We start from the raw sequence: 24328 nt of genomic DNA, 5'->3' as shown, positions 1-24328 counted from the left end.
CGTCGCGGCATCCGGCGCCGGGGTTCATGCGAGCCGACTAAAATGACCCGTTATGGCTGACGGCCCCCTCATCGTCCAGAGCGACCGCACGGTGCTCCTCGAAGTAGCGCACCCCGACGCGGAGAACGCGCGCCATGAGCTCGCGATCTTCGCCGAGCTGGAGCGCGCCCCCGAGCACATCCACACCTACCGGATCACCCGGCTGGGCCTGTGGAACGCCCGAGCAGCGGGGCATGACGCCGAGGACATGCTTGCCACACTCGAGACGTGGGCGAAGTTCCCCGTGCCTCCCTCGGTGTCGATCGACATCCGCGAGACCGTCGGCCGATACGGCCGGCTGGTGATCGAGCGCGACGACGAGGGCACGCTCATCCTCCGATCGACGGATGCCGCCGTGCTCGCCGAGATCGCGCGCAATCGTCGTATCCAGCCGCTGCTCATCGCGCACCCGTCTCAGGGCACCTACGTGATCGACGCGTGGGCGCGCGGGCAGATCAAGCAGGAACTCCTGAAGATCGGCTGGCCCGCGGAGGACCACGCCGGCTTCACCCCGGGCACGCCTCACGAGATCGAGCTTCACGAAGACGGCTGGAGCCTCCGCCCCTACCAGCGCAAAGCCGTCGACATCTTCAGCGAGGGCGGCTCGGGCGTCGTGGTGCTCCCCTGCGGCGCGGGCAAGACCCTCGTCGGCGCGGCTGCGATGGCGGACACGAAGACGACGACCCTCATCCTCGTGACGAACACGGTGAGCGCGCGGCAGTGGCGCGACGAGCTGCTCAAGCGCACGTCGCTCACCCCCGAGGAGATCGGCGAGTACTCCGGGCAGTCGAAGGAGGTAAAGCCGGTCACGATCGCGACCTACCAGATCCTCACGGCGAAGCGGAAGGGCGAGTACGCCCACCTCGCGCTGCTCGACGCGCTCGATTGGGGCCTCATCGTCTACGACGAGGTGCACCTCCTGCCAGCGCCGGTCTTCAAGCTGACCGCCGATCTGCAGGCGCGTCGCCGTCTCGGTCTCACCGCCACGCTGGTGCGTGAGGACGGCCGCGAGGGAGACGTCTTCAGCCTCATCGGCCCCAAGCGCTTCGACGCACCGTGGAAGGAGATCGAGGCGCAGGGCTTCATCTCGCCCGCCGTCTGCTACGAGGTGCGCATCGACCTGCCCGCGTCGGACCGCCTCGAATACGCAGCATCCGCCGACGACGAGCGGTACCGGCTCGCGGCGACCGCGCACGCGAAGATCGACGTCGTCCGCGACCTCGTGGCGAAGCACGAGGGCGAGCAGATCCTCGTCATCGGGCAATACCTCGACCAGATCGACGTGCTCTCCGACGCGCTCGGCGCGCCGAAGATCACCGGGTCGACGCCCGTTGACGAGCGCGAGGAGTTGTTCGACGCGTTCCGGCACGCCCGCATTCCGGTGCTCGTCGTGTCGAAGGTCGCCAACTTCTCGATCGACCTGCCGGACGCGTCCGTCGCGATTCAGGTGTCGGGCTCGTTCGGATCGCGGCAGGAGGAGGCGCAGCGCCTCGGACGACTGCTTCGCCCCAAGTCCAACGGGCACAAGGCGAGCTTCTACACGCTCATCGCCCGCGACACCGTCGACCAGGATTTCGCGCAGAACCGCCAGCGGTTCCTCGCCGAGCAGGGCTACAGCTACACGATCCTCGACGCCGACCGGCTGACCGCCGCCTGAGCCCGCTCAGTCCCGCCGTTCGTCGGGACCGGCGGGGTCGGCGGTCGGCTCCTGCCCGGGAGCGTATTCACCCCACCGAGGTGCGGGCGTACCGGCTTGCGCGGGCGCGCTCGGCACCGGCGGCGCAGAGTTCACGGGCGGCTGCCCGTAGACCGGCGGCTGGCCGTACACCGGCGGCTGCCCGTACCCGGGCACCGGACCCCCGTACCCCGCGTACACCGGCGGCGCGTACACGGGCTCGGGTGCGGGCGTCAGGCGAAGGGTTCGGCGCCCGTCACCACGTCGCCACAGGAGCTCGACCACGGCGCTGTAGACCCCGATCATCACGATCGACGAGACGAGACTCATGATGCTCGTCTCGGTCGCATTAGCGTCGCTCAGCCCGAACGCCGAGAACCCGAAGGCGACGATGTTGTTGACCACGTGCAGCGAGATCGCCGCCTCCAGTCCGCCCGTGCGCCACGTGAGCCAGCCCGCGGCGATGGCGAAGACGGCCACGCTTGCCTGACCGATCCAGTCGTAGAGGTGGCCGATCACGAACAGCGGCACGGGAAGCAGGATCGCCCACGCGGGGTGCTTCAGCCACCGACCCACGCTCTGCATGAGGTATCCGCGGAAGACGTACTCCTCTGCCGCCGCCTGGAACGGCACCAGGAGCAGGATGACGAGCAGGGTCCCGACGAAGGCGGGGTTGTCCTCCGGGGCGACGAGGTTCGCCCCCGACGATTCCTCGGCCGGCAACAGGTAGGTGAGGGCCGTGATCACGAGGTAGACGGCGATGGCGGCCGCCGCACACAGCAGCATCCATCGCCACCGGAGCCGTCCGGCCACCGACGACATGAGGCCGACGCGCTTGCCGTTCACGACGAACGAGGCGAGCAGGTAGCAGGGCCACATCACGATGATCGAGCCGAGGATGAGGGCGAGCATGGTGGGGTTGCGCATGTCGAACGACGTGAGCTGATCGATGATCACGTACGGATCGCCGTTCGGGTCGGACGCGAACGACACGATCGCCATCACCACGCCGATGAGCGTCGTGAGGATGAGGAAGAGCACGACCCCGAAGACACCGGTGACGAGCGGGGTCCACCAGCCTCGACGCTGCCGTGCGAACACCAGCCGGTGGAAGGCCAGGCCGGGGCCGGTGGCGTCGGCGGGCAGCGGGCGGGGTGCGGGCGGCGGCGCGTAGGTCACCCCTCCATCCTGTCCTACCCAGGGGTCGCGATCGTACCCCGAACCGATCACGCCGCGGAATGTCCAGCAAACCGATGGATTCCGGTGCCAGGATGAGGCTATGACTGCAGCGCGCATCCTCGTCGTGGACGACGAGCCGAACATCCGGGACCTGCTGGTCACCAGCCTCCGGTTCGCCGGTTACCAGGTCCGCGCCGTCGCGAACGGCGCCCAGACCATCTCGGCGGTCCTCGAGGAGGAGCCCGACCTGATCATCCTCGACGTGATGCTCCCCGACATGAACGGGTTCAGCGTCACCAAGCGCCTCCGCGGCGCGGGGTACACCGCGCCGATCCTTTTCCTCACCGCGAAGGACGAAACCGAGGACAAGATCGAGGGTCTCAACGCCGGCGGCGACGACTACGTCACGAAGCCGTTCAGCCTCGACGAGATCGTCGCCCGCATCCAGGCCATCCTGCGCCGCACGATGCAGGCCGACGAGGAGTCGGTCATCAAGGCGGGCGAGCTCACGATGGACCAGGACACCCACGACGTGCAGATCGGCGACACCTCGATCGACCTGTCCCCGACGGAGTTCAAGCTCCTGCGCTACCTGATGCTCAACCCCAACCGGGTCCTCAGCAAGGCGCAGATCCTCGACCACGTCTGGGAGTACGACTTCAACGGGGATGCCGGCATCGTGGAGAGCTACATCTCCTACCTGCGCCGCAAGATCGACCCGCACTCCTCCGAGCCGCTCATCCAGACCAAGCGCGGCTTCGGATACATGCTGAAGGCCGACCGCACCTCCTGACGGGAGCGTCCCCCTGAAGACGGCGACGGCGGAACCGCACGATCGCGTCACCCGATGGTGGCGCGGCATCAGCCTGCGCGCGAAGGTCACGGGCGTCACGGTGAGCGTGCTCGCCTTCGGACTGATCGGTGCCGGCGTCGGGACGATGATCTTCCTCCGGAACGCGCAGCTCGGCGCCGTGGACCAGTCGCTCACGCAGACCGTCACCACCGACCTCGCCAGCTCGCTGTTCGACGTCGAGGTGTCGGGAGGTGAAGCGTCGTTCACGCCCGCGTCGGCTGCGCCGACCGACTTCCTCGTGGCGGTGTACGAGGCCGACGGCGACCTGGTCGCCGTCGCCGGCGGCGACGACGCGATGCCCGCGCCCGACTTCCCCGAGACCTTCACCATCGATCGCACCTACATCTACGGCACCGCGCCGTTCGATCTCGGGTCGGCCGACGGCTCGGCGAAGTTCCGGGTCAGCGTCGACGTGCTCGAGATCCCCGGCGCGCGCGAGTACTACTCGCAGATGATCGCGCTGCCGCTGAACGAGGTGAACCGCACGGTCACCAACTACATCGGCATCTACACGGTCCTCGCCCTGTTCGTGATCCTCTGCAGTGCCGTTCTCACCCGCGGCCTGGTGACCCTCGCCTTCCGAGGTCTGGGGCAGGTCGAGGACACCGCCATGACCATCGCGAAGGGCGACTTCAGCCAGCGCATGGGCGACATCAGTCCGGGCACCGAGGTGGGCAGGCTGAAGACCGCCATCAATGTGATGCTCGACCGGATCGACAACGCCCTCGGACAGCGGGATGCCACGGTGCAGCAGATGCGCCGGTTCATCGGCGACGCGAGTCACGAGCTCCGCACCCCGCTCGTCACGGTCCGCGGCTACGCCGAGCTGTACCGCATGGGCGCGATCGACGGACACGAGCAGACCGCGCAGGCCATGGAGCGCATCGAGAAAGAGGCGATCCGGATGGGCGCCCTCGTCGAGGACCTGCTCGCACTCGCGCGACTCGATGAGCAGCGCGACATCGCGGTCTCCGCGGTCGACCTCCGGCCGATCGCCCGGGACGCGGCACTCGATGCCCGCGCCGCCGCACCCGACCGCGCCGTGACCTTCGCCGGCCAGTCGCCGACCGCCGCCATCCAGATCGCGACGATCAGCGCCGACGATCCGACACCACGCCGACGGGGAACGGGCATAGCCGGCGCGACGCGATCGCTCCTGCGACGCCGTCCCAAACCTACCGACAAGCCGTCGGACACCGCTCCTCCCCTCTTCACCGAGCCGATCCCGCTCCAGCTTCCGCCCGAGCCCGTGCCCGTCGTCCTCGCGGACGAGAACCGCGTGCGTCAGGTGGTCGCGAACCTGCTCGGCAACGCTCGGCGCTACACCCCCGAAGGGTCTCCGATCGAGCTCTCGGTCGGCGTCGACGTGACGAACGAGCGGGGGTGGATCGCGGTCTCCGATCACGGCGAGGGCGTCCCCGAGCAGATCCGCGGCAAGATCTTCCAGCGCTTCTGGCGCGCCGACTCCTCCCGCACCCGGGAGACGGGCGGGTCGGGACTGGGGCTGTCCATCGTGGCATCCGTCGTCAGCGCCCTGCAGGGGTCGATCGAGGTGACCGACACCCCCGGCGGGGGCGCGACCTTCACGGTGTCGTTCCCGTTGGCCGTCGACCGGGCGTTCGCCGGCCCGTACCTCGACCTGGCGACGCAGCCGCTGCCGCGGACGCCGCGGCCCTCCGAGGACTGATCCAGCGCAGGCGGCCGCCTCCTCCTCCCCAGGGTCGGCCCTCGCATCTCGGTCCACCTCGGCACGCGTCATGCGTCGCGGCCCCCGAGCGCTCCATAGCGTGGTGCCACCACCTGCCGAAAGGATCCTCATGACCGTGTTCACCGTCGACAGCGACGCCGTCCTCACCGCCACCTCCACGATCCGGGCCACCGGTGACCGCCTCCAGAGCGAGACGGCCGCCATGCTCGGCCAGCTCACCCAGCTCCAGGGATCGTGGACGGGCTCGGCCTCCGTCGCCTTCCAGTCCGTCGTCGAACGCTGGCGTGGCGCTCAGCGCGAACTCGACGCCGCCCTCGCCGACATCAGCACCGCCCTCGGCGTCGCCGGCCAGCAGTACGCCCAGACCGAACTGTCGGCCGCGGGCCTGTTCCGCTGACCTGCCCGAAACCACGAACGGCCCCTCCCGCGCGGGAGGGGCCGTTCGTGTCGATCAGGACGGGATCAGAAGTCCATGCCACCGGTCGGGTCGCCGGCCGGAGCCGCGACCTTCTCGGGCTTGTCCGCCACGACCGCTTCGGTCGTCAGGAACAGGCCGGCGATGGATGCCGCGTTCTGCAGTGCCGAACGCGTGACCTTCGCGGGGTCGATGATGCCGGCGGCGAACATGTCGACGTACTCACCGGTCGCCGCGTTCAGGCCCTGGCCCGCGGGGAGCTCGGCGACCTTGTTCGAGACGACGCCGGGCTCGAGACCGGCGTTCAGCGCGATCTGCTTCAGCGGCGCCTGGATGGCAACCTTGACGATGTTCGCACCCGTGGCCTCGTCGCCCACGAGCTCGAGGCTCGCGAACGCCTTCTCGCCGGCCTGGATCAGCGCGACGCCACCACCGGGGACGATGCCCTCTTCGACGGCTGCCTTCGCGTTGCGGACGGCGTCCTCGATGCGGTGCTTGCGCTCCTTGAGCTCGACCTCGGTCGCGGCACCGGCCTTGATGACGGCGACGCCACCGGCGAGCTTGGCCAGACGCTCCTGGAGCTTCTCGCGGTCGTAGTCGCTGTCGGTGTTGTCGATCTCGCGACGGATCTGAGTGACGCGACCCTCGATCTGAGCGGCCTCACCGGCACCCTCGACGATGGTGGTCTCGTCCTTGGTGATGATGACCTTGCGGGCACGGCCGAGCAGGTCGGTCGTCGCGTTCTCGAGCTTGAGGCCCACCTCTTCGGTGATGACCTGGCCGCCGGTGAGGATCGCGATGTCCTGGAGCTGAGCCTTGCGGCGGTCGCCGAAACCGGGGGCCTTGACGGCCGCCGACTTGAAGATGCCGCGGATCTTGTTCAGCACGAGCGTCGCGAGAGCCTCACCCTCGACGTCCTCAGCGATGATCAGGAGCTCCTTGCCCTCCTGGATCACCTTGTCGACGATGGGCAGAAGGTCCTTGATGTTGGAGATCTTCTGGTTCGCGATCAGGATGTAGGGGTCCTCGAAGACCGCTTCCTGGCGCTCGGCGTCGGTGACGAAGTAGGGGTTGATGTAACCCTTGTCGAAGCGCATGCCCTCGGTGAGCTCGAGCTCGGTGCCGAAGGTGTTCGACTCCTCGACGGTGACGACGCCTTCCTTGCCCACCTTGTCGATGGCCTCGGCGATCAGGGCGCCGATCTCGGGGTCGGCAGCCGAGATGGATGCCGTCGCCGCGATCTGGTCCTTGGTCTCGATCTCCTTCGCGCCGGCGAGCAGCTCGTCGGAGAGAGCCTTGACGGCCTTCTCGATGCCCTTCTTCAGCGAGATGGGGTCGGCGCCGGCCGCGACGTTGCGCAGGCCCTCGCGGACGAGCGCCTGAGCCAGGACCGTGGCGGTCGTGGTGCCGTCACCGGCGACGTCGTCGGTCTTCTTGGCGACCTCCTTGACGAGCTCCGCACCGATCTTCTCGTACGGGTCGTCGAGCTCGATCTCCTTGGCGATGGACACACCGTCGTTCGTGATCGTGGGCGCGCCCCACTTCTTCTCGAGCACGACGTTGCGACCACGCGGGCCGAGCGTCACCTTGACGGCGTCGGCCAGGGTGTTCAGGCCGCGCTCGAGGCCGCGGCGGGCCTCCTCGTCGAAAGCGATGATCTTTGCCATAACTGTGTCGTCCCTCCCGGACGTAGGCGATGTCTTTAGCACTCAGGATGAGTGAGTGCTAAATCATTCTGGCACTCGACCATGGGGAGTGCAAGCCGCCGGGAGCGGCGCGTCACAGACGCGTCGGCCCCGGCGGCGGGGTGACGGTAGGCCGCCGGGAGCGGCGCGTCACAGACGCGCCCGGTCACGCGGCATCCGGTCAGAGGACCGTGACCGAGCCTGCCTTCGGGACGAGTTCGACCCAGGTGTTGCCGGGCGCGAGACGCACTTCGGTGCCGGCGTCGTTGCGCAGGACGATGCGGGAGTCACGGCTCTTCTTCGACCAGGTGACGCCCATCGCCGACCCTCCCGTCGAGACCCAGCCGCGCCCCTTGCCGACCATGACGGTCTTCGGGATGTCGCCGTAACGCCAGTCGATGTCGACCTCCAGCACGACGACGTTCTTCGCCGAGATGCGCCCTGCCCCGGCCACCCGGTCGGGCTTGCCGGCCTGCGAGCGGAGGTAGGCCTTCTTTTCGCCGTTCCATCGCCAGTTGCGCTCCGACGCCGGCGAGAACCGGACGTCGACTCCCTTCGACGCCCGTCCGAACAGGGGCGCCCACCCGGAGGGCGAGTAGCGGAACTGGGCCGCGGGCGCGTCGAGAGCGTCGTAGTGGTCGACGATGGCGTCGGCGCGCAGGATCACGTTGTGCGGAGCCTGTCGCGCGTCGGTCCGGTACATGAACCGGTCGTCTTTGCCGCCGTGGACGGCGTTGTGAAGCTCGGTCTTCTTCATCATCGAGACGAAGCGCTCTTGCCCTCCGGAGTACGCGATGATCCCGCCGAGGGGGCCCGCGATATCCGGATCCATCGGACGGATGCTGCGCACCGGTCCGATCTTCGCCGGCACCTCGGAGTGCCACACCGCGACGTAACGTGTGAGTCCGCCCTCGACCAGCTCTTCGAAGACGATGTCGGTGCGGTCGAGGCCCCACTGTGGCCGCGCATCGATCTGGTTGTCGATCTTCGCCGACAGCGCGGGTCGCGACGCCTCGCCGATCGGCATCTCCGTGCCGCGCAACGGCGCTGCGGCGGTGGTGGGCGGCGGAGACGGGGCGGGCGTGAACGTCGACGTCGCGCGTGGCGTTTCGGACGGCGTCGCACTCGGCGTCGGCTCGGCCTGCGGTGAGCATGCGGCCAGGAGCGCCACCGTCAGCAGCATCGGCACGACGATGCGCCGACCGCGGAGGCGGGAGGCGCGGGAGGTGGCGGTGATTCGGGTCACTCGGGAAGGATACGCGCCGAGGTCAGGCGACGACGCGAACCGACTCGGCCTGCGGGCCCTTCTGCCCGGTACCCACGGTGAACTCGACGGTCTGGCCCTCTTCGAGCACCCGGAAGCCGGACATCTCGATGCTGGAGTAGTGGACGAACACGTCCTGACCATCGACCTGGGTGATGAAGCCGAAGCCCTTCTCGGCGTTGAACCACTTGACGGTTCCCTGTGTCATGCGAATCTCCTGAAGCGGTGGGACGTCGCCAGATTAGCCACGCCGCACGAGCTCCGATCACCGATCCGGGGTTTGTTGACCGGCACGCATCGAAGTGTTTACGACACGGAAACACGGCCTGGCCGCAGGAGGGATGCCGCGGCTCCGAGCCGCGGCCGTGCGTCACTCGGTGCGCATGTCCAGTCCGACGACGACCACCAGCTGCGCGCCGGATTCGCCGTCGACGCCGGGCGTGCTGGGGTCGCTGACCACCTGATACGTGTCGTCGAGCGACACCTCGGCTCCCCCGATCACGTCGGCGAGGCCCCGCGCGGCAGCCTCGTCCGCCGCCCCCTGGTAGTACACGGTGGTGGTCGAGAAATCGGTGGAGCTGGCGTTGTTGTCCTGGACGTCTTCCTCGGCCCACCCGGCCGCGACGATCGTCTCGCGGATCTGCGCGCCCAGACCGGCCTGGTCGGTGGCGTTCAGCACCATCACCGGGTAGGACGTGTCGACCTCGGGCGCGACGGGACCGGCCGCCTGGGTCTGCTCAGCGGCCGGCGCGAAGCTCAGGCGGCCGGTCGCCAGCATCGTGCCGAAGATCCCCACCAGGATGATCGCGATGGTCGCGACAGCCGACCACAGGAGCACGCCGCCCAGACGCAGCCGCGGATTCTCCGCGCGGTGCGCGCCTCGCCGACCGGGCTCATCCGGCAGATCGTCGAAACGATCGGCAGGGAACGACCCGCGCGAGGGTGCGAGAGCGGCCGGGGTGTCGGCGGCATCCCGCGGAGCGGACGAGTCGATCTCGGAAGACGGGGATGGCACTCCGGGATTCTACCGGGATGCCGCAGGCACTACCTGAGCGGGGCGAGCGAAGCCGCGCCCTGACCGCCGTGCAGACGCCGCAGACGGTGCACCAGGACGGGGTCGTAAGCGACCGCGTCGGCGGTCTCCACGATCCGACCGAGAAGCTGGTAGTACCGCGCGGGGGTCAGGGCGAGCTCGGCCCGCACCGCTTCCTCCTTCGCTCCGGAGTGTCCGTTCCAGGCTCCCTCGAAGTCGAGGAGCGCACGGTCGCGGTCGGAGAGGGGCACCTCCTCACGGTAACTCCGGGCCGGCCGTGCGGACGGCAGCGCGGCCCGGGTGTCGACATCGCCGTGGACGGAACACCGCGACCCGCCGTCGGGTTGAATAGAACGAGCGGAAGGAATCAGACATGAGCTATCGCGTGAAGAAGACCGACGAGCAGTGGCGTGAGGAACTCTCACCCGACCAGTACGCCGTGCTGCGTCAGGCGGGGACGGAGCGCGCCTGGACGGGCGAGCTGCTCGACGAGAGCCGAGCGGGCCTGTACGCCTGCGCCGCCTGCGGCGCGGAACTGTTCCAGAGCGGCACGAAGTTCGACTCGCACTGCGGGTGGCCGAGCTTCTACGAGTCGGTGCGTCCCGAGGCGGTCGAGCTGATCGAGGACAACAGCCACGGCATGGTGCGCACCGAGGTGCGCTGCGCCAACTGCGGCTCGCACCTGGGGCACGTGTTCCCCGACGGTTTCGGCACCCCCACGGGCGACCGGTACTGCATGAACTCGCTGTCGCTGTCGTTCACGCCCGAAGGCGCCTGAGGGTCACCGGCGAGTCCGCCAGAACCCCGCCACGAAGACCGAGCACAGCGCGATCGCGACCGTGACGATTTCGACGGCGAGGCCGGGGCTCGCCGGTGCAGGCCACGCGGCATCCAAGACGAGGGATGCCACGAGTTGCCCCGACACGGCACCGAGGCCGAACAGCAGCACCCCGGTGTGGGCCACCAGCGCGGCCGACATCACGATGTAGACCACCCCGAGCGCCCCGCCGAGATAGAGCCACGGTTCCGCGGGGAGCGGGCGCGGCGGGCCGGTGAGGATCGTGACGACGAGTGCGCCGACGACGAGGAGCGTCGAGCCCACCAGGAAGTTGACGAACGTCGCGGTGAGCGGGCTGCCGACGCGCTGGCGGAGCCGGCCGTTGGTGGCCTGCTGCCAGGAGAGACCGACGCCCACGATGAGCGGGAGCGCGAGGATCCACACCGGAACGTCCGCCACGCCTTCGCCGGCCAGCAGCATGACGGCGACGGCGACGAGCGCCAGCGCACCCCCCACGAGGCGAGGAACCGTGACCGGGACCACGCCGCCGGGGCCGTAGCCGATCCTGTCGATCGCGAGGCCGCCGACGGTCTGACCGGCGACGAGTCCCACCGTGAACAGCGACACCCCCACGATGCCCACCGTGAGACTCTGCGTCGCGACGGTGAGAGCTCCGGCGGCGCCACCGATCAGCATCCACCAGGGAATCGTCCGCTCGCGCAGCCCTCGACCCAGTGCGGCGAAACCGCGCCGACCCGACGGCACGAGCAGCGCCACCGCGGTGACGAGGAGCAGACCGCTGCCGAAGGAGATGACGGCGGCCGCCATCGGATGGTCCAGACGCACGCCCAGCTGCCCGTTGATGCGTGCTTGCACGGCGGTGAGGACACCGACGAAGACCGATCCCGCCAGCGCGAGCCAGAGCGAGGGTGCCGGCGGGGCCTGCGTCTCAGCCAAAGAGCGCGGCGGCTTCTTCGTACCGGTACAGCGGAACGGTGTTCAGCTCGCCGAGCGCCTCCGCGAACGGCACCCGCACGATGTCGGTGCCCTTCATGGCGACCATCTGACCCCACGCGCCGTCGACGACGGCGTCGGCCGCGTGAAGGCCCAGCCGGGTGGCGAGGACGCGGTCGAAGCCCGACGGCGAACCGCCGCGCTGAATGTGGCCGAGGACGGTGGCACGCGTCTCGATGCCTGTGATCCGCTCGATCTCGGGGGCGAGGATCTCGCTGATGCCGCCCAGGCGCGGGCGGTTGAACGCGTCGAGGCCCTTGTCGCTGAACGCCTCATCCATGCCGGTGAGCTTGAAGCCCTCCGAGACGACGACGAGGGGCGCGCGCCCGCGGTCGTGGGCCTTGGTGACCTGCTCGGCGACCTCGTCGATCGACATCGGCACCTCGGGGATGCAGATGACGTGGGCGCCGGCGGCGATCCCGGAGTGCAGCGCGATCCAGCCCACGTGGCGCCCCATGACCTCGGCCACCATGCAGCGCTGGTGCGAGTCGCCCGTGGTGCGGAGGCGGTCCATCGCCTCGCTCGCGATGTTCACCGCGGTGTCGAAGCCGAACGAGTAGTCGGTCGCGTGCAGGTCGTTGTCGATCGTCTTCGGCACACCGAGGACGTTGATGCCGTCCTTGTGCAGACGGTCGGCCGCGGCCAGCGTGCCCTCACCGCCAATCGCGATGATGCCGTCCAGGCGGTGGCCGTACATCGTCTTGGAGATGTTCTCGGCGCCGCCGCGCGGGCCCTCGTACGGGTTGGTCCGGCTCGTGCCGAGGATCGTGCCGCCCACCTTGGAGAGACCCTTGACCTCGTGGCGGGTGAGCGGGAAGAAGTCGCCGTCCACGACGCCTCGCCAGCCGTCGCGGATGCCGACGAACTCGATGTCGTACGTCGTCGTGCCCTTGAGGACGACGCCGCGGATGACCGCGTTCAGGCCCGGGCAGTCGCCGCCGCTCGTGAGGATGCCGATCTTCATGAGAGATCCTTCGTGATTTCGGGATGGTGCTGACGGCGACGCTGCCTGCTCCGACACTATCGCCGGATCAGGCAGCCTGCCAGCCGACGCGGCCGGGGCGGATGCCGCGCCTCAGGCGGCGCCGAGCGCCTGGCGGAGCAGGTGCATGAGCGCCGACAGCTGCACCGAGTCGCTCGACGTCGGATCGACGGCGTCGCCGTCCAGCGCCCGCTGCGCGAGCCCCTGCTTGCTGTCGATGAGCTCGGCGATCTTCGTGTCGATCGTGTGTGCCGCGATGATCCGCCACGCGGTGACGGGCTCTTCCTGACCGATGCGGTGCACGCGGTCGATCGCCTGCGTCTGCTCCGCGGCGGTCCAGCTGAGCTCGGCGAGGACGACGTTGGATGCCGCCTGCATGTTCAGCCCGACGCCGGCCGCCGTGAGCGAGCAGACCGCGATCGCGACCTCCGGATCGCCGTTGAAGGCGTCGATGGCCTCCTGGCGCGCCGGCGTGGACTGGTCGCCTCGGATCGAGACGGTGCGGAGCCCAGCGGAAGCGAAATGCGCCTCCGCGGCATCCATCACGTCGATGTGCTTCGCGAAGAACACGACCTTGCCGACCGAACGCTGCAGCTGCACGGCGTAGTCCGCGGCGAGCTGCGCCTTGGCCTGACCGATGCGTCGCACCATCGTGAAGACGTTCTCGGAGCCGGAGCCTGCGGCCTTGGACTCCTCGAGCTCACCGTGCGCGACGAGCCGGACGATGTCGTCGTCGGCTTCGCCGGGAACGACGCGGTCGCCGCGCGCCTCGATGATGCGGCGGTACTTCGCCGCCAGTCGCTCGCCCAGCTCGCGCTCGGCGGCGCGAATGGAGCGACCGAATTCGTCGTCCAGCTCGACGGGGAGGTCGGCGATGAGCTTGTCGGGCAGGTCGGCGGCGACGTCCTTCTTCTTGCGCCGGACGATGCCCATCGAGATCACCGCGTCGCGCGCGGCCGGATAGAAGGCCTTGTCGGCGGGCGTCAGGCCCGTGGTATCCAGCTTCTCCATCAGCTCGGGACCGGGCTTCTCGCCGTTGGTCCATCCCAGGAATCGCCAGATCGCGTCGAAGTCCTCGACGTCGTTGATGAGCGGCGTGCCCGTGAGGGCGAGCAGGAGCGGGTCGCGGACCTGCTCGCGGATGCGCGAGGCGAGGGCGAGCACGTTCTGGGAGCGCTGCGAGGTGAGGTTCTTGATGAAGTGCGCCTCGTCGACGACCATGCCCTTCAGGCCGATCGAGCTGAGCCACGACAGGTGCCGGTCGAGCACCTCGTAGTTGACGATGAAGACGTCGGCGAATGCGTCCATCGCCTCGCCGTCGCCGTGGATGACCGTCGCACGCCGCTGCGGCGTCCAGCGCTCGACCTCACGGGCCCAGTTCATCTTCACGACGTTGGGGACGACGACCAGCAGCGGGTACGCATCGGCGACGGATGCCGCGAGCACCGACTGCGCGGTCTTGCCGAGGCCCGGCTCGTCGGCGAGGAGGAAACTGCGGTGACCGGTGCGGACCGCTTCGAGGAACCGGGACTGGTGGGGCATGACCTCCAGTCCCTTGGGCGACAGGCGGTCGAACTCGGGGACCTCCGGGAGGTCCATGGAGGCGGCTCCCCCGCCGGCACCCGTCTCGAACGCCTTGTACAGAGGGCCCATGAGCTCCCAGCCATCCAAGCGGCGACGAGGCGAGGACGCCGGTGCGCGGAGCGCGACGTCGGGCGCGAGGAACGGGTTCGACTCGCGGCGGGCGTCGATCTGGGGCGGGACGACCTGACGCTCGGCGAGAGCGGCGGGCACGACGGGCGCCTGCACCGGCTTCACGTCGGTGATGATCAGTTCGTCCTCGGGCAGTTCGGCGCCCGACTCGAGCAGCCAGTCCCGGCGCATGCGGCGGGCCACGGGCGACGTCGCCTGATCCACCTCGAGCAGCTGGATGAGCGAGGTGTCCCGGGCGGCCGTCTTGGCGAGGATCGTCGCGACCCCGTCGAGACGCTTCAGCAGCTCGGCACGGGCGCCGTCGGCGATCTCGCCGTCGGCCTTGACCCGCGCGCGCTCCTCGCGAACGAGGAAGGCGATGACCTGGAACTTCACCCGGTTGGTGGGGCCGAGCTTTCCGCGCTGGGACTTGGCCTCGACCTCGCGCACCTTGCGGGCGAGGATCGGGATCAGTGGTGCGTCGTCGTCGCGGCGCGACGAAGAGCCCTTGCGACGCCGTGACGACGTCTTCTGGGCGGTGGATGCCGTGGTCGGCATGCTCCTCCTGAGCGTGACACCGGTCGGAACCGGTGGGCCCGGCCGCGCGCGGCGGGCGGATGGACCACGGCGATACGCCGCGGCGAGGGGATGTACCCGGGTCGTCTCGGCTGCGGGCACTCGCTTCTGCGAGCAGCGGCGACGGGACGGACCCTTGCGGCCATTCTAGCGCGTTCCCGCGGTCCGCACCGTCGCCTGCCGGAAGGAGGGGGCCTCGGACGCGTACCCTGGAGTCATGCCCACCGAACGCGAACTCGCCGCCACCATCGACCACGCGATCCTGAAGCCGGAGCTCACGCGCGCCGACGTCGACGCCGAGCTCGACATCGCCGCCGAATGGGGCGTCTTCAGCGTCTGCGTCCGCCCGAGCGACATCGCGTACGCCGTCTCGCGCCTCGCGGGCACCGGCGTGGCCGTCGGCACCGTCATCGGCTTCCCGCACGGCACCACGTCGACCGCCGCGAAGGTCGCGGAGACCCGCCAGGCCCTCGCCGACGGCGCCGCAGAGGTCGACATGGTCGTCAACATCGGCGCCCTCCGTTCGGGCTTCGACGACGTCGTCGCAGACGACATCCGCGCCGTGGTCGAGGCGGCATCCGGCCACATCGTCAAGGTCATCCTCGAGACCGCGTTGCTCGACGACGAGCAGATCGAACGCGGCAGCCGACTCACCGAGCAGGGCGGCGCCGATTTCGTCAAGACCTCGACGGGCTTCGCCGGGGGCGGCGCGACGATCCCCCACGTGAGCCTGATGCGCGCCACCGTCGGCGAGGGCGTACAGGTCAAGGCTTCGGGCGGCGTCCGCAGCTACGCCGACGCGCTCGCGATGCTCGAGGCCGGCGCGACGCGTCTGGGCACGAGCGGCAGCGCGGTCATCCTCGGAGAGGCGCGCCGGGTCGACGCCGGCGAGGAGAGCACCGGCGCCGTCGACAGCGGCTCGTACTGAACCTGCCCGCCTGAACCGGCGACTCCGGGTCGCAGGTCACTGGTGCGTCCCCGCGGTCAGCGGGCCGCCCGTCGACTGCCCGTCAGCGGCCCGGCAGCAGCGCGGCCCGCACGGCGGCGACATCACCGCGCATCGTCTCGATGAGCACGTCGATGCCCTCGAACTTCACCATGCCGCGGATCCGGTGCGTGATCTGCACCTGCACGGTGTGGTCGTAGAGATCGAGATCGGTCTCGTCGAGCACGTACGCCTCGATCTGACGCTCCGGCACGTCGTCGAAGGTGGGGTTGGTTCCGATCGAGATGGCCGCCGGATAGCGCGTCGCCGCGCTCAGCGCGCCGGCATCCTTCCCCTCGTCGATCAGCCAGCCCGCGTAGACGCCGTCGGCGGGGACGAACCCCTCGAGCTCGGACGACAGGTTCGCCGTCGGATACCCCAGTTCGCGACCGCGCTTGAGTCCGTGGACGATCTCACCGCGCACGGCGTGCGGGCGGCCGAGCAGCCGAGCCGCGTCCTCCACCTGCCCGGCGGCGAGGAGTTCGCGCACCCAGGTCGATGACACCCGGCGGCCGCCGCCCTGGACGTCCGAGACTACGTCGACGGTGAAGCCCAAGTCGGCGCCGAGGTCGCCGAGCACCGCGGGCGTCCCCGCACCGCCGCGGCCGAAGCGGAAGTCGTCCCCCACCATCACGCAGACCGCGCCGAGTGCGTCGACCAGGACGTGCTCGACGAACTCCCGCGGAGACAGGGCGGCGAGCGCCTCATCGAAGCGGAGCACGAGCGTCGCGTCGACACCGGCATCGGCGAGGAGTGCGATCTTCTGGTCGACGCTCACCAGCGCCTCGGGGCAGCGGTCGGGTCGGAGGATGCTGAGCGGGTTGCGGTCGAAGGTGACCGCGACGACCCGCGCCGCGGCATCTGTCGCCGTCACGCGCGCACGATCGATGACCGCACGGTGGCCGGAGTGGACGCCGTCGAACTTCCCGATCGCGACGACGCTCGGACCGAACCCCGCGGGGATCTCGGTCGGGTCGAAGAAGACCTTCATGCCGCAGTGCCCTCCGCGACCCGCGCCGTCCGGTGGGTCTGCAGCCACCAGATGCCGAGGAACGGCAGCACGAGCGGGATCAGGACGTATCCGATGCCGTAGCCCGACCACACCGTCGGGTGATCGAACCACGCCGGCAAGACGAGCGAGAGCGTGCCCACCACGAGCACGCCGATCAGCTCGAAGACGATCGCGACCCACGCGACCCGGTACCACGCGTCGGAGGCGCTGAAGATGAGCGCCAGGGTCGCGAGGATGTAGACGACCGCCGCGAGCGCGGACAGCGAGTAGGCCAGCGGGGCCTCGTCGAACTCGCGGACGATCTGCACGAACGAGCGTCCCGTCGCACCGATGGCCATGATGGCGTACACGACGACGAGGACGCGGCCGATCCCGGTCATTCGGCGAGAGGGAGGCGCCGTCGGCGCGGTGATCGAGGCGGTGTCAGGCATGGCACCTCAATCCTACGTTCGCGCTCACGCCACCTGGATCGTCCAGATGACGTGCATGCGCCACACCATGACCGCGATCGCGAACGACGCCACGCCCATGACGACCGTGCTCCACCGCCCGCGCTCGATGAGCGCCCACAGCACCGCGGCCGGCGGGATCAGGACGGCGGAGACGAGATACACCCAGTACTCGAGCAGATCGCCCGTAGGCGGGTTGCCTGCCAGCGGAGCGACGATCGCCATCACGACCTGCGCGATGAGGAGGAGGAGGATGACGGCCTGCGTCCCGACGCTGAGATCGCTGGGCCGCCGCCCGGCGAGCCCGAGCACCGTGCACAGTAGACCGGCGGCGCACGCCGCGGCGATCTGGACGATGGTGAACCACAGGATCATCCCTGAGCCTCCGGCATGTTCATGAAGCTCTTCACGTCGTCTCCGCGCCGGCCGACGATGCCCACGAGCACCCCGTCGGGATCGATCGCCGCCGGGTTCTCGCCTTGGAGGCGGGATGCCGCGCCGTGCAGCCGCTTGCCGTGTCGCAGATCGCGCGCCTCGTCCGCCGTGACCGAGAAGGCGCCGAGCACACGACGCGCGGTGTCCGCCGCGCCGAGCAGCGTCGCCTCGGGCGTGATCTCGGTCACGGCGTCCGCGACGTCGAAGTCGCCGATACGGGTGCGCCGGAGGGCGGTGAGATGCCCGCCCACCCCGAGCGCAGCGCCGAGGTCGCGGGCCAGCGCACGGATGTACGTGCCGCTCGAGCAGTCGACGATCACGTCGAGGTCGATGGCATCCCCCTCCCGGCGGGTCGCGAGCACGTCGAAGCGCGAGACCGTCACGGCACGCGCCTTCAACTCCACCTGCTCCCCCGCACGTGCGAGATCGTAGGCCCGTCGACCGCCGACCTTGATCGCCGAGACCGTGCTGGGCACCTGTGAGATCTCCCCGGTCAGGTCGGCGATCGCGGCGGTGATGGACGCATCGCTGACGGCCGCGGCATCCGTTCGTCCCGTCTCCTGCCCGTCGGCGTCGTCGGAGTCGGTGGACACCCCGAGCCGAATGGTGGCCTCGTACGTCTTGCCGAGCCCGACGATGTAGGTCAGCAGGCGGGTGGCGGGCCCGACGCCGAGGATGAGGAGGCCCGTCGCCATCGGGTCGAGGGTTCCGGCGTGACCGATCTTGCGGGTGTTCAGCGCGCGGCGCGCACGCGCGACCACGTCGTGACTGGTCACCGCGCCGGGCTTGTCGACGAGCAGGATCCCGCTCGGGCTCGGGGGCTGGTGCATGACTTCCAGCCTAGTTCGGCGGACCTGACCGGCCAGAGTCCGCGGCATCCCCGTCGGACGCGAAATCGATGCGACCACGCGCGGAACGTACGCTTGAGTGATGTCCGCCGACCTCGCTCCGCCGCTTATCGCGTGGTACCGGGACAATGCGCGCGACCTCCCGTGGCGGGCCGAGGGTTTCGGTGCATGGGGCATCCTCGTGAGCGAGTTCATGCTGCAGCAGACGCCCGTGGCCCGGGTGATCCCGCGCCTGACCGAGTGGCTCCAGCGATGGCCGACGCCCGCCGCTCTCGCGGCATCCCCTCCCGCAGACGCGGTACGGCTGTGGGCGAATCTCGGCTACCCGCGCCGGGCCCTCTGGCTGCACCGGGCCGCGACGGAGATCCGCGACCGTCACGATGGTGTCGTGCCGCGCGACGTCGACGCGCTGCTTGCTCTGACCGGCATCGGCGACTACACCGCGCGTGCCGTCGCCGTGTTCGCCTACGGAGACCGGCATCCGGTCGTCGACACGAACACGCGCCGGGTGCTCGCCCGCGCCGTCGACGGGCGTTCGCAGCCGGGGCAGCCCGCCACAGCTGATCTGGCGGCGATGACGAGAGTCCTCCCGGCGGACGACACGGATGCCGCCGTCGTCAACGCGGCCGCGATGGAACTCGGCGCGGTCGTGTGCACCGCGCGCTCCCCGCGCTGCGAGGCGTGCCCGCTCGCGGCCGTCTGCGCGTGGCGTGCTGCCGGCTACCCCGACACGGGTGATGCCCGGCGCAGACAGGCCCGGTACGAGGGCAGCGACCGGCAGGCGCGCGGCGCCGTGCTGAAAGTGCTCCGCGCCGCGCCGGACCATTCCGCCGCGGCGGAGGAGGTCATCGCCGAGTGGCCCGATCCGCTGCAGCGCACGCGCGCGATCGATTCGCTCATCACCGACGGTCTCGTGGAAGCCACCGGCGGGGCGCTCCACCTTCCGCGCTGAGGCGGTCAGTCCTCGTCGTCGTCTTCGCGCGGCTTCACGTACGGGTCGGACTCGCCCGCGTACGTGCCGGATGCCGCGATCCCCGCGACGGCCGCATCGCGCTCGCGCGCTTCGCGCAGGAGGTCTTCGATGTGCCCGGCGTTCTCGGGGAGACCGTCGAGGATGAACTCCAGCGACGGGGTGAGACGGATGCCGAGCTGGCGGCCGACCTCGCGGCGCAGCATGCCGGTGGCCGCCGCCAGTGCCGCGGAGCTGTCGCTGCGCGCCTGGTCGTCGCCGTAGACGGTGTAGAACACCGACGCGTGCTGGAGGTCGCCCGTCACACGGACGTCGGTGATCGTGACGAAACCGAGCCGCGGGTCGCGCAGCCCCTTCTCGAGACGCTCCGCGATGAGCACGCGGATGCGATCCGCGAGCCGTGCCTGTCGTTCTCCAGCCATGTCCTTCTCCTCTTCCCACCTCTGCCCGCGATCGGCGGACGGAGGAATTGCGGAGGCGATGGATGCTTCGCGCGAAGTCGGGGTAGGGGCCCTGTTTCGCGCGAGGCATCCATCGCCGTAGCAACAGACGAACGGATCAGCCGCGCGGCTTCTCCACCATCTCGGTCGTCTCGATCTCGTCGCCGACCTGGATGTCGTTGTACTTGCCGAGGCCGATACCGGCTTCGAAGTCCGTACGCACCTCGGTGACGTCGTCCTTGAAGCGGCGCAGCGACTCGATGGCCAGGCCGTCGGCGAGCACGACGCCGTCACGGATGACGCGCGCCTTGGCGTTGCGCGTGATCGTGCCCGAGCGGACGATGACACCGGCGATGTTGCCGAACTTCGAGGACCGGAAGACCTCGCGGATCTCCGCGACGCCCGACTGGACCTCTTCGTACTCCGGCTTGAGCATGCCCGTGAGCGACTGCTCCACGTCATCGATCGCGTTGTAGATGACCGAGTAGAACCGGACGTCCACGCCCTCGCGAGCGGCGCGCTCGCGCGCCTTCGTGTCGGGGCGGACGTTGAAGCCGATGACGATCGCGTTGTCGATCGTCGCCAGGTTGATATCCGACTCGGTGATCGCACCGACGCCGCGGTGGATGATCCGCAGCTGCACGCTGTCGTCGACCTCGATCTTGAGGAGCGATTCCTCGAGCGCCTCGACGGCACCCGAGACGTCACCCTTGATGATGAGGTTGAGCGACTCGACCTTGCCCTCTTCGAGAGCGCGGGTGAAGTCCTCGAGCGAGATGCGCTTGCGGGCCTTGGCCAGCTGGGCGTTGCGCTCGACGGCTTCACGCTTCTCAGCGATCTGACGCGCCATGCGGTCTTCCTCGGTGACGATGAACACGTCACCGGCGCGGGGCACGGAGTTGAGCCCCTGCACCTGGACCGGACGCGACGGGTAAGCCTCGTCGACCGCGTCGCCGTTCTCGTCGATCATGGCGCGGACGCGGCCGTAGGCCGTTCCCGCGACGATCGCGTCGCCGACCCGGAGGGTTCCGGACTGGATCAGTACCGTGGCGACCGAACCGCGACCCTTGTCGAGCTTCGCCTCGATGGCGACACCGCGCGCCGCCTTGTTCGGGTTGGCCGTGAGGTCCAGACCCGCGTCGGCGGTGAGGAGGACGGCATCCAGCAGTTCCTGGATGTTCGTGCCCTGGCGGGCCGAGACGTCGACGAACATGACGTCGCCGCCGTACTCCTCGGCGACCAGACCGTACTCGGTGAGCTGCTGGCGCACCTTGCCGGGGTTGGCGTCGGGCTTGTCGACCTTGTTGACCGCCACCACGATGGGCACGTTCGCGGCCTGAGCGTGGTTCAACGCCTCGACCGTCTGCGGCATGATGCCGTCGTCGGCCGCGACCACGAGGATGGCGAGGTCGGTCACCTGCGCACCGCGAGCACGCATGGCGGTGAACGCCTCGTGACCCGGGGTGTCGATGAAGGTGATCGCGCGCTCGATGCCCTCGTGCTCGGTCCACACCTGGTAGGCACCGATGTGCTGGGTGATGCCACCCGCCTCACCGGCGACCACATTGGTCTGGCGGATCGCGTCGAGAAGGCGCGTCTTACCGTGGTCGACGTGACCCATGACGGTGACCACGGGAGGACGGATCTCGAGGTCGTCCTCGCTTTCCGCCTCCAGCTCGGCCTCGAGGTCGAGACCGAAGCCCTCGAGGAGCTCTTTGTCCTCGTCCTCGGGCGACACCATCTGGATCTTGTAGCCGAGCTCTTCACCGAGGATCTCGAACGTCGCCTCATCCAGGGACTCGGTGGCCGTGGCCATCTCGCCGAGGTTGAAGAGGATCGTCACCAGGGTTCCGGGCTGCACGTTGTAGCCGCGCAGCGCCTCGAGCTTGTCGGCGAAGTCCGAGATCGACGCGCCGCGACGCAGGCGGATGATCTCGCCGTTGCCCTTCGAGACGTTGACGCCGCCGACGACGGGCGCCGACCGCATCTCGAATTCCTGCCGCTTCGCCCGACGCGACTTACGCTGCTTGGACTTGCCGCCTCCCTTACCGAAGGCACCCGCGGTGCCACCGCCGGGACCACGGCCGCGGCCACCGCCGCCACCGGGACGACCGGCGAAACCGCCGCCGGGAGCGCCGCCGGGACGTGCGGCACCGAAGCCGCCGCCACCGGGACGGCCGGGGCCGCCGGGACGCTGCTGGAAGGGCGCGCCGGGACGACCGCCGCCACCGGGACGACCGGCGCCACCGGGACGCGGAGCACCCGGACGCGGAGCGCCGGGACGCGGCGCCTGCGGGCGCGGGATGTTGCCGGGAGTGGGTCGCTGACCCATGCCCTGCGCCGAGGCGAAGGGGTTGTTGCCGGGACGCGGGCCGGCGGGTCGCTGACCCATGCCCTGCGAGCTGGCGAACGGGTTGTTACCGGGGCGCGGTGCGCCGCCTGCCCCACCGGGACGGGGAGCCTGCGGGGATGCCGGCTTGCCGGGGGTGGGCGCACCGCCGGGCTTGGGGGCCGCCGACGGAGTCGCGGTCTCTGCTGCCGGGGCCGCCGGCGCTGCCGGAGCTTCGGACGCGGCCGGAGCGGCAGCCGCCGGCGTGGGGGCAGCGGGTGCCGGGGCAGCCGGTGCCGGAGCTGCCGGCTTCGGGGCTCCCGGACGGGGGCCGGATGCCGCGGGCTTCGCGGGCGCGGCGGCCGGAGCCTTCACGCCTTCCGCCTCGAGGGCGGCGCGGAGCTTGCGAGCCACGGGGGGCTCGATGGTGGATGAGGGGCTCTTGACGAATTCGCCGAGCTCCTTCAGCTTTGCGAGGGCGACTTTACTGTCGACGCCGAGCTCGGAAGCGATCTCGTGTACGCGTGGTTTTGCCACAATTCTCCTGTCTGGGGCCCGCCCCGGACAGGGCGGACCATCACTGGCGGACGGGTCTCATTTCGAGCCGTTCACTTTGTGTCCATTGCCGTTCAGCCTTTGCGCTGGGTGGTCAGTCGGTCCGCGCATCGATGTCCGCCGTCTCCAGCGGGCTCGACACCCGTAGTGCTCGTCCGAACGCCCGCCTCCGCAGAGCGGCGGTCAGACAGCTGTCCGTGTCATGCACCCACGCGCCCCTCCCCGGCAGGACGGCTTTCTCGTCGGGGACGAGGACGCCGTCCCGGGCGACGACGCGGAGCATCGAGGACCGGGGGGCACGCGCGCGGCATCCCACGCACGTTCGAACAGGTTCCATCCTACCGCGTCAGGACTCGTCGAGAATGCTGTCGGGCTGGATGTCGATCTTCGCACCGGTCAATTTCGCCGCCAGCCGCGCGTTCTGACCCTCTTTGCCGATCGCGAGCGACAGCTGGTAGTCGGGGACAAGGGCGCGCACGGCCTTGCTGGCCTGGTCGAGGACGAAGCTCGAGGTCACCTTCGCGGGCGACAGTGCGTTCGCGACGAAGGTCGCGAGGGTCTCGTCGTAGTCGACGATGTCGATCTTCTCCCCGCCGAGCTCCTCGGTGACGGCGCGCACGCGGCGGCCGAGCTCGCCGATGCACGCACCCTTCGCGTTGATGGAGGGGTCGTTGGCCTTCACGGCGATCTTGGTGCGGTGACCCGCTTCGCGCGCCAGCGACACGATCTCGACGAGACCGGCCGCGATCTCGGGCACCTCGAGCGCGAACAGCTTGCGGACGAGACCCGGGTGCGTGCGCGACACGGTGATCTGGGGCCCCTTGAGACCCTTGGACACCGAGGTGACGTAGACGCGCACTCGCGAACCGTGCGCGTAGTCCTCGCCCGGCACCTGCTCCTCGGGCGGGAGGATCGCCTCGACCGTGCCGAGGTCGACGTGGACCATGCGGGGGTTGGGTCCCTGCTGGATGACGCCGGCAACGATGTCGCCTTCCTTGCCCTTGAACTCTCCGAGCACCGCGTCGTCGGCGATGTCGCGGAGGCGCTGGCTGATGACCTGCTTGGCGGCGAAAGCCGCGATCCGACCGAAGTCGTCGGGTGTCGACTCCTCCTCGCCGATGACCGCGCCTTCCTCGTCGCGCAGCGGCACGAACACGGCGACGTGACCGGTCTTGCGGTCGAGGTGGGCGCGGGCGCCGTCGGGCAGTTCGCCGTCGAGTGAGGTGTGCTTCGCGTATGCGGTGAGGATGGCCTGCTCGATGATCCGGATCAGTTCGTCGAACGGAATCTCCCGCTCGCGCTCGACAGTCCGCAGCAGTCCCAGGTCGATGTCCATAGGAGCCTCCCTCTTCAGTTTGATGTCCGCATGGCCGCGTGCCCGCCGATTCGACGAGCCTCGCGGCATCCCATCA

24 protein-coding genes are annotated in these 24328 nt (G+C 69.6%); 7 read left to right on the top strand and 17 right to left on the bottom strand.

The features are described from left to right. Nucleotides 1-52 precede the first annotated feature (52 nt). The gene (locus tag BKA24_RS06155; protein WP_184216186.1) at nucleotides 53-1696 is read left to right on the top strand and encodes a DNA repair helicase XPB; all 1644 of its coding nucleotides are present in this window, start codon (nucleotides 53-55) and stop codon (nucleotides 1694-1696) included. Between the two features lie 6 nt (nucleotides 1697-1702). On the opposite strand, the gene BKA24_RS06150 is transcribed toward BKA24_RS06155, so the two are convergent. Further along, nucleotides 1703-2893, bottom strand: coding sequence for a CPBP family glutamic-type intramembrane protease (locus BKA24_RS06150; RefSeq protein WP_343065967.1), 1191 nt, complete (start codon nucleotides 2891-2893; stop codon nucleotides 1703-1705). A gap of 100 nt (nucleotides 2894-2993) precedes the next feature. On the opposite strand from BKA24_RS06150, the gene BKA24_RS06145 reads away from it, so the two are divergent. The 3 genes from BKA24_RS06145 to BKA24_RS06135 all read left to right on the top strand — a co-directional run bounded on the left by BKA24_RS06145 (nucleotide 2994) and on the right by BKA24_RS06135 (nucleotide 5851). Continuing rightward, nucleotides 2994-3686: a response regulator transcription factor gene (locus tag BKA24_RS06145; RefSeq protein WP_184216181.1), complete on the top strand. Its 693-nt coding sequence runs from the start codon at nucleotides 2994-2996 to the stop codon at nucleotides 3684-3686. Nucleotides 3687-3831: 145 nt separating this feature from the next. Beyond that, entirely contained in the window at nucleotides 3832-5433 is a 1602-nt protein-coding gene (locus tag BKA24_RS06140; RefSeq protein ID WP_184220487.1) for a sensor histidine kinase, read from the top strand. Nucleotides 5434-5563: 130 nt separating this feature from the next. Further along, nucleotides 5564-5851 (top strand): WXG100 family type VII secretion target, encoded by a 288-nt coding sequence (locus tag BKA24_RS06135; protein WP_184216179.1) that lies wholly within the window; start codon nucleotides 5564-5566, stop codon nucleotides 5849-5851. Between the two features lie 65 nt (nucleotides 5852-5916). Here the strand turns inward: BKA24_RS06135 and groL are convergent, their stop codons facing one another. The 5 genes from groL to BKA24_RS06110 form a co-directional block, all read right to left on the bottom strand. After that, nucleotides 5917-7536 carry a chaperonin GroEL gene (gene groL / locus BKA24_RS06130; RefSeq protein ID WP_184216177.1) on the bottom strand — a complete coding sequence of 540 codons (1620 nt, stop codon included), beginning with the start codon at nucleotides 7534-7536 and terminating at the stop codon, nucleotides 5917-5919. Between the two features lie 199 nt (nucleotides 7537-7735). Beyond that, nucleotides 7736-8800, bottom strand: a complete 1065-nt coding sequence (locus BKA24_RS06125; protein ID WP_184216175.1) for a DUF3048 domain-containing protein — start codon at nucleotides 8798-8800, stop codon at nucleotides 7736-7738. 22 nt (nucleotides 8801-8822) lie between these two features. Then, nucleotides 8823-9026, bottom strand: a complete 204-nt coding sequence (locus tag BKA24_RS06120; RefSeq protein ID WP_184216173.1) for a cold-shock protein — start codon at nucleotides 9024-9026, stop codon at nucleotides 8823-8825. Nucleotides 9027-9188: 162 nt separating this feature from the next. After that, entirely contained in the window at nucleotides 9189-9833 is a 645-nt protein-coding gene (locus tag BKA24_RS06115; RefSeq protein WP_343065965.1) for a LytR C-terminal domain-containing protein, read from the bottom strand. A gap of 29 nt (nucleotides 9834-9862) precedes the next feature. Continuing rightward, nucleotides 9863-10102 carry a DUF3263 domain-containing protein gene (locus tag BKA24_RS06110; protein ID WP_184216171.1) on the bottom strand — a complete coding sequence of 80 codons (240 nt, stop codon included), beginning with the start codon at nucleotides 10100-10102 and terminating at the stop codon, nucleotides 9863-9865. Nucleotides 10103-10224: 122 nt separating this feature from the next. On the opposite strand from BKA24_RS06110, the gene msrB reads away from it, so the two are divergent. After that, entirely contained in the window at nucleotides 10225-10629 is a 405-nt protein-coding gene (msrB, locus tag BKA24_RS06105; RefSeq protein WP_184216169.1) for a peptide-methionine (R)-S-oxide reductase MsrB, read from the top strand. 3 nt (nucleotides 10630-10632) lie between these two features. Here msrB and BKA24_RS06100 read toward each other — a convergent pair whose 3' ends face one another. The 3 genes from BKA24_RS06100 to BKA24_RS06090 form a co-directional block, all read right to left on the bottom strand. Beyond that, nucleotides 10633-11586: a DMT family transporter gene (locus tag BKA24_RS06100; RefSeq protein WP_184216167.1), complete on the bottom strand. Its 954-nt coding sequence runs from the start codon at nucleotides 11584-11586 to the stop codon at nucleotides 10633-10635. Beyond that, nucleotides 11579-12607: a 6-phosphofructokinase gene (locus tag BKA24_RS06095; RefSeq protein ID WP_184216165.1), complete on the bottom strand. Its 1029-nt coding sequence runs from the start codon at nucleotides 12605-12607 to the stop codon at nucleotides 11579-11581. Before BKA24_RS06095 ends, BKA24_RS06100 begins: the two co-directional genes overlap by 8 nt. Nucleotides 12608-12718: 111 nt before the next feature. Then, entirely contained in the window at nucleotides 12719-14875 is a 2157-nt protein-coding gene (locus BKA24_RS06090) for a DEAD/DEAH box helicase (protein WP_184216163.1), read from the bottom strand. 235 nt (nucleotides 14876-15110) lie between these two features. Between BKA24_RS06090 and deoC the strand changes: the two genes are divergently transcribed. Further along, nucleotides 15111-15821, top strand: a complete 711-nt coding sequence (gene deoC, locus BKA24_RS06085; RefSeq protein WP_184216161.1) for a deoxyribose-phosphate aldolase — start codon at nucleotides 15111-15113, stop codon at nucleotides 15819-15821. Between the two features lie 82 nt (nucleotides 15822-15903). Here deoC and BKA24_RS06080 read toward each other — a convergent pair whose 3' ends face one another. The 4 genes from BKA24_RS06080 to truB are packed head-to-tail and all read right to left on the bottom strand — an operon-like array spanning nucleotide 15904 to nucleotide 18604. Beyond that, nucleotides 15904-16869 carry a bifunctional riboflavin kinase/FAD synthetase gene (locus BKA24_RS06080; protein ID WP_184216159.1) on the bottom strand — a complete coding sequence of 322 codons (966 nt, stop codon included), beginning with the start codon at nucleotides 16867-16869 and terminating at the stop codon, nucleotides 15904-15906. Then, entirely contained in the window at nucleotides 16866-17321 is a 456-nt protein-coding gene (locus BKA24_RS06075) for a hypothetical protein (RefSeq protein WP_184216157.1), read from the bottom strand. Before BKA24_RS06075 ends, BKA24_RS06080 begins: the two co-directional genes overlap by 4 nt. 24 nt (nucleotides 17322-17345) lie before the next feature. Then, nucleotides 17346-17714 carry a hypothetical protein gene (locus BKA24_RS06070; protein ID WP_184216155.1) on the bottom strand — a complete coding sequence of 123 codons (369 nt, stop codon included), beginning with the start codon at nucleotides 17712-17714 and terminating at the stop codon, nucleotides 17346-17348. After that, entirely contained in the window at nucleotides 17711-18604 is an 894-nt protein-coding gene (gene truB, locus BKA24_RS06065) for a tRNA pseudouridine(55) synthase TruB (RefSeq protein WP_184216153.1), read from the bottom strand. The genes BKA24_RS06070 and truB overlap by 4 nt, the downstream gene beginning before the upstream one ends. A gap of 100 nt (nucleotides 18605-18704) precedes the next feature. Between truB and BKA24_RS06060 the strand changes: the two genes are divergently transcribed. Then, nucleotides 18705-19574 (top strand): A/G-specific adenine glycosylase, encoded by an 870-nt coding sequence (locus BKA24_RS06060; protein WP_184216151.1) that lies wholly within the window; start codon nucleotides 18705-18707, stop codon nucleotides 19572-19574. 5 nt (nucleotides 19575-19579) lie between these two features. Here BKA24_RS06060 and rbfA read toward each other — a convergent pair whose 3' ends face one another. The 4 genes from rbfA to nusA form a co-directional block, all read right to left on the bottom strand. Beyond that, a complete protein-coding gene (gene rbfA, locus BKA24_RS06055) occupies nucleotides 19580-20014 on the bottom strand; it encodes a 30S ribosome-binding factor RbfA (protein ID WP_184216149.1) in 435 nt (144 codons plus the stop codon). Between the two features lie 136 nt (nucleotides 20015-20150). Continuing rightward, nucleotides 20151-22898 (bottom strand): translation initiation factor IF-2, encoded by a 2748-nt coding sequence (infB, locus tag BKA24_RS06050; protein WP_184216147.1) that lies wholly within the window; start codon nucleotides 22896-22898, stop codon nucleotides 20151-20153. Between the two features lie 112 nt (nucleotides 22899-23010). After that, nucleotides 23011-23253, bottom strand: a complete 243-nt coding sequence (locus tag BKA24_RS06045; RefSeq protein WP_184216145.1) for a YlxR family protein — start codon at nucleotides 23251-23253, stop codon at nucleotides 23011-23013. Between the two features lie 9 nt (nucleotides 23254-23262). Beyond that, nucleotides 23263-24252 (bottom strand): transcription termination factor NusA, encoded by a 990-nt coding sequence (nusA, locus tag BKA24_RS06040; protein WP_184216143.1) that lies wholly within the window; start codon nucleotides 24250-24252, stop codon nucleotides 23263-23265. Nucleotides 24253-24328 lie beyond the last annotated feature (76 nt).

The organism is Microbacterium marinum (genome assembly GCF_014204835.1).
GTDB classification, from domain to species: Bacteria; Actinomycetota; Actinomycetes; order Actinomycetales; family Microbacteriaceae; genus Microbacterium; species Microbacterium marinum.
The sequence above is the reverse complement of the archived record's forward strand: the minus strand, read 5'-3'. Positions and strand labels throughout refer to the sequence as shown.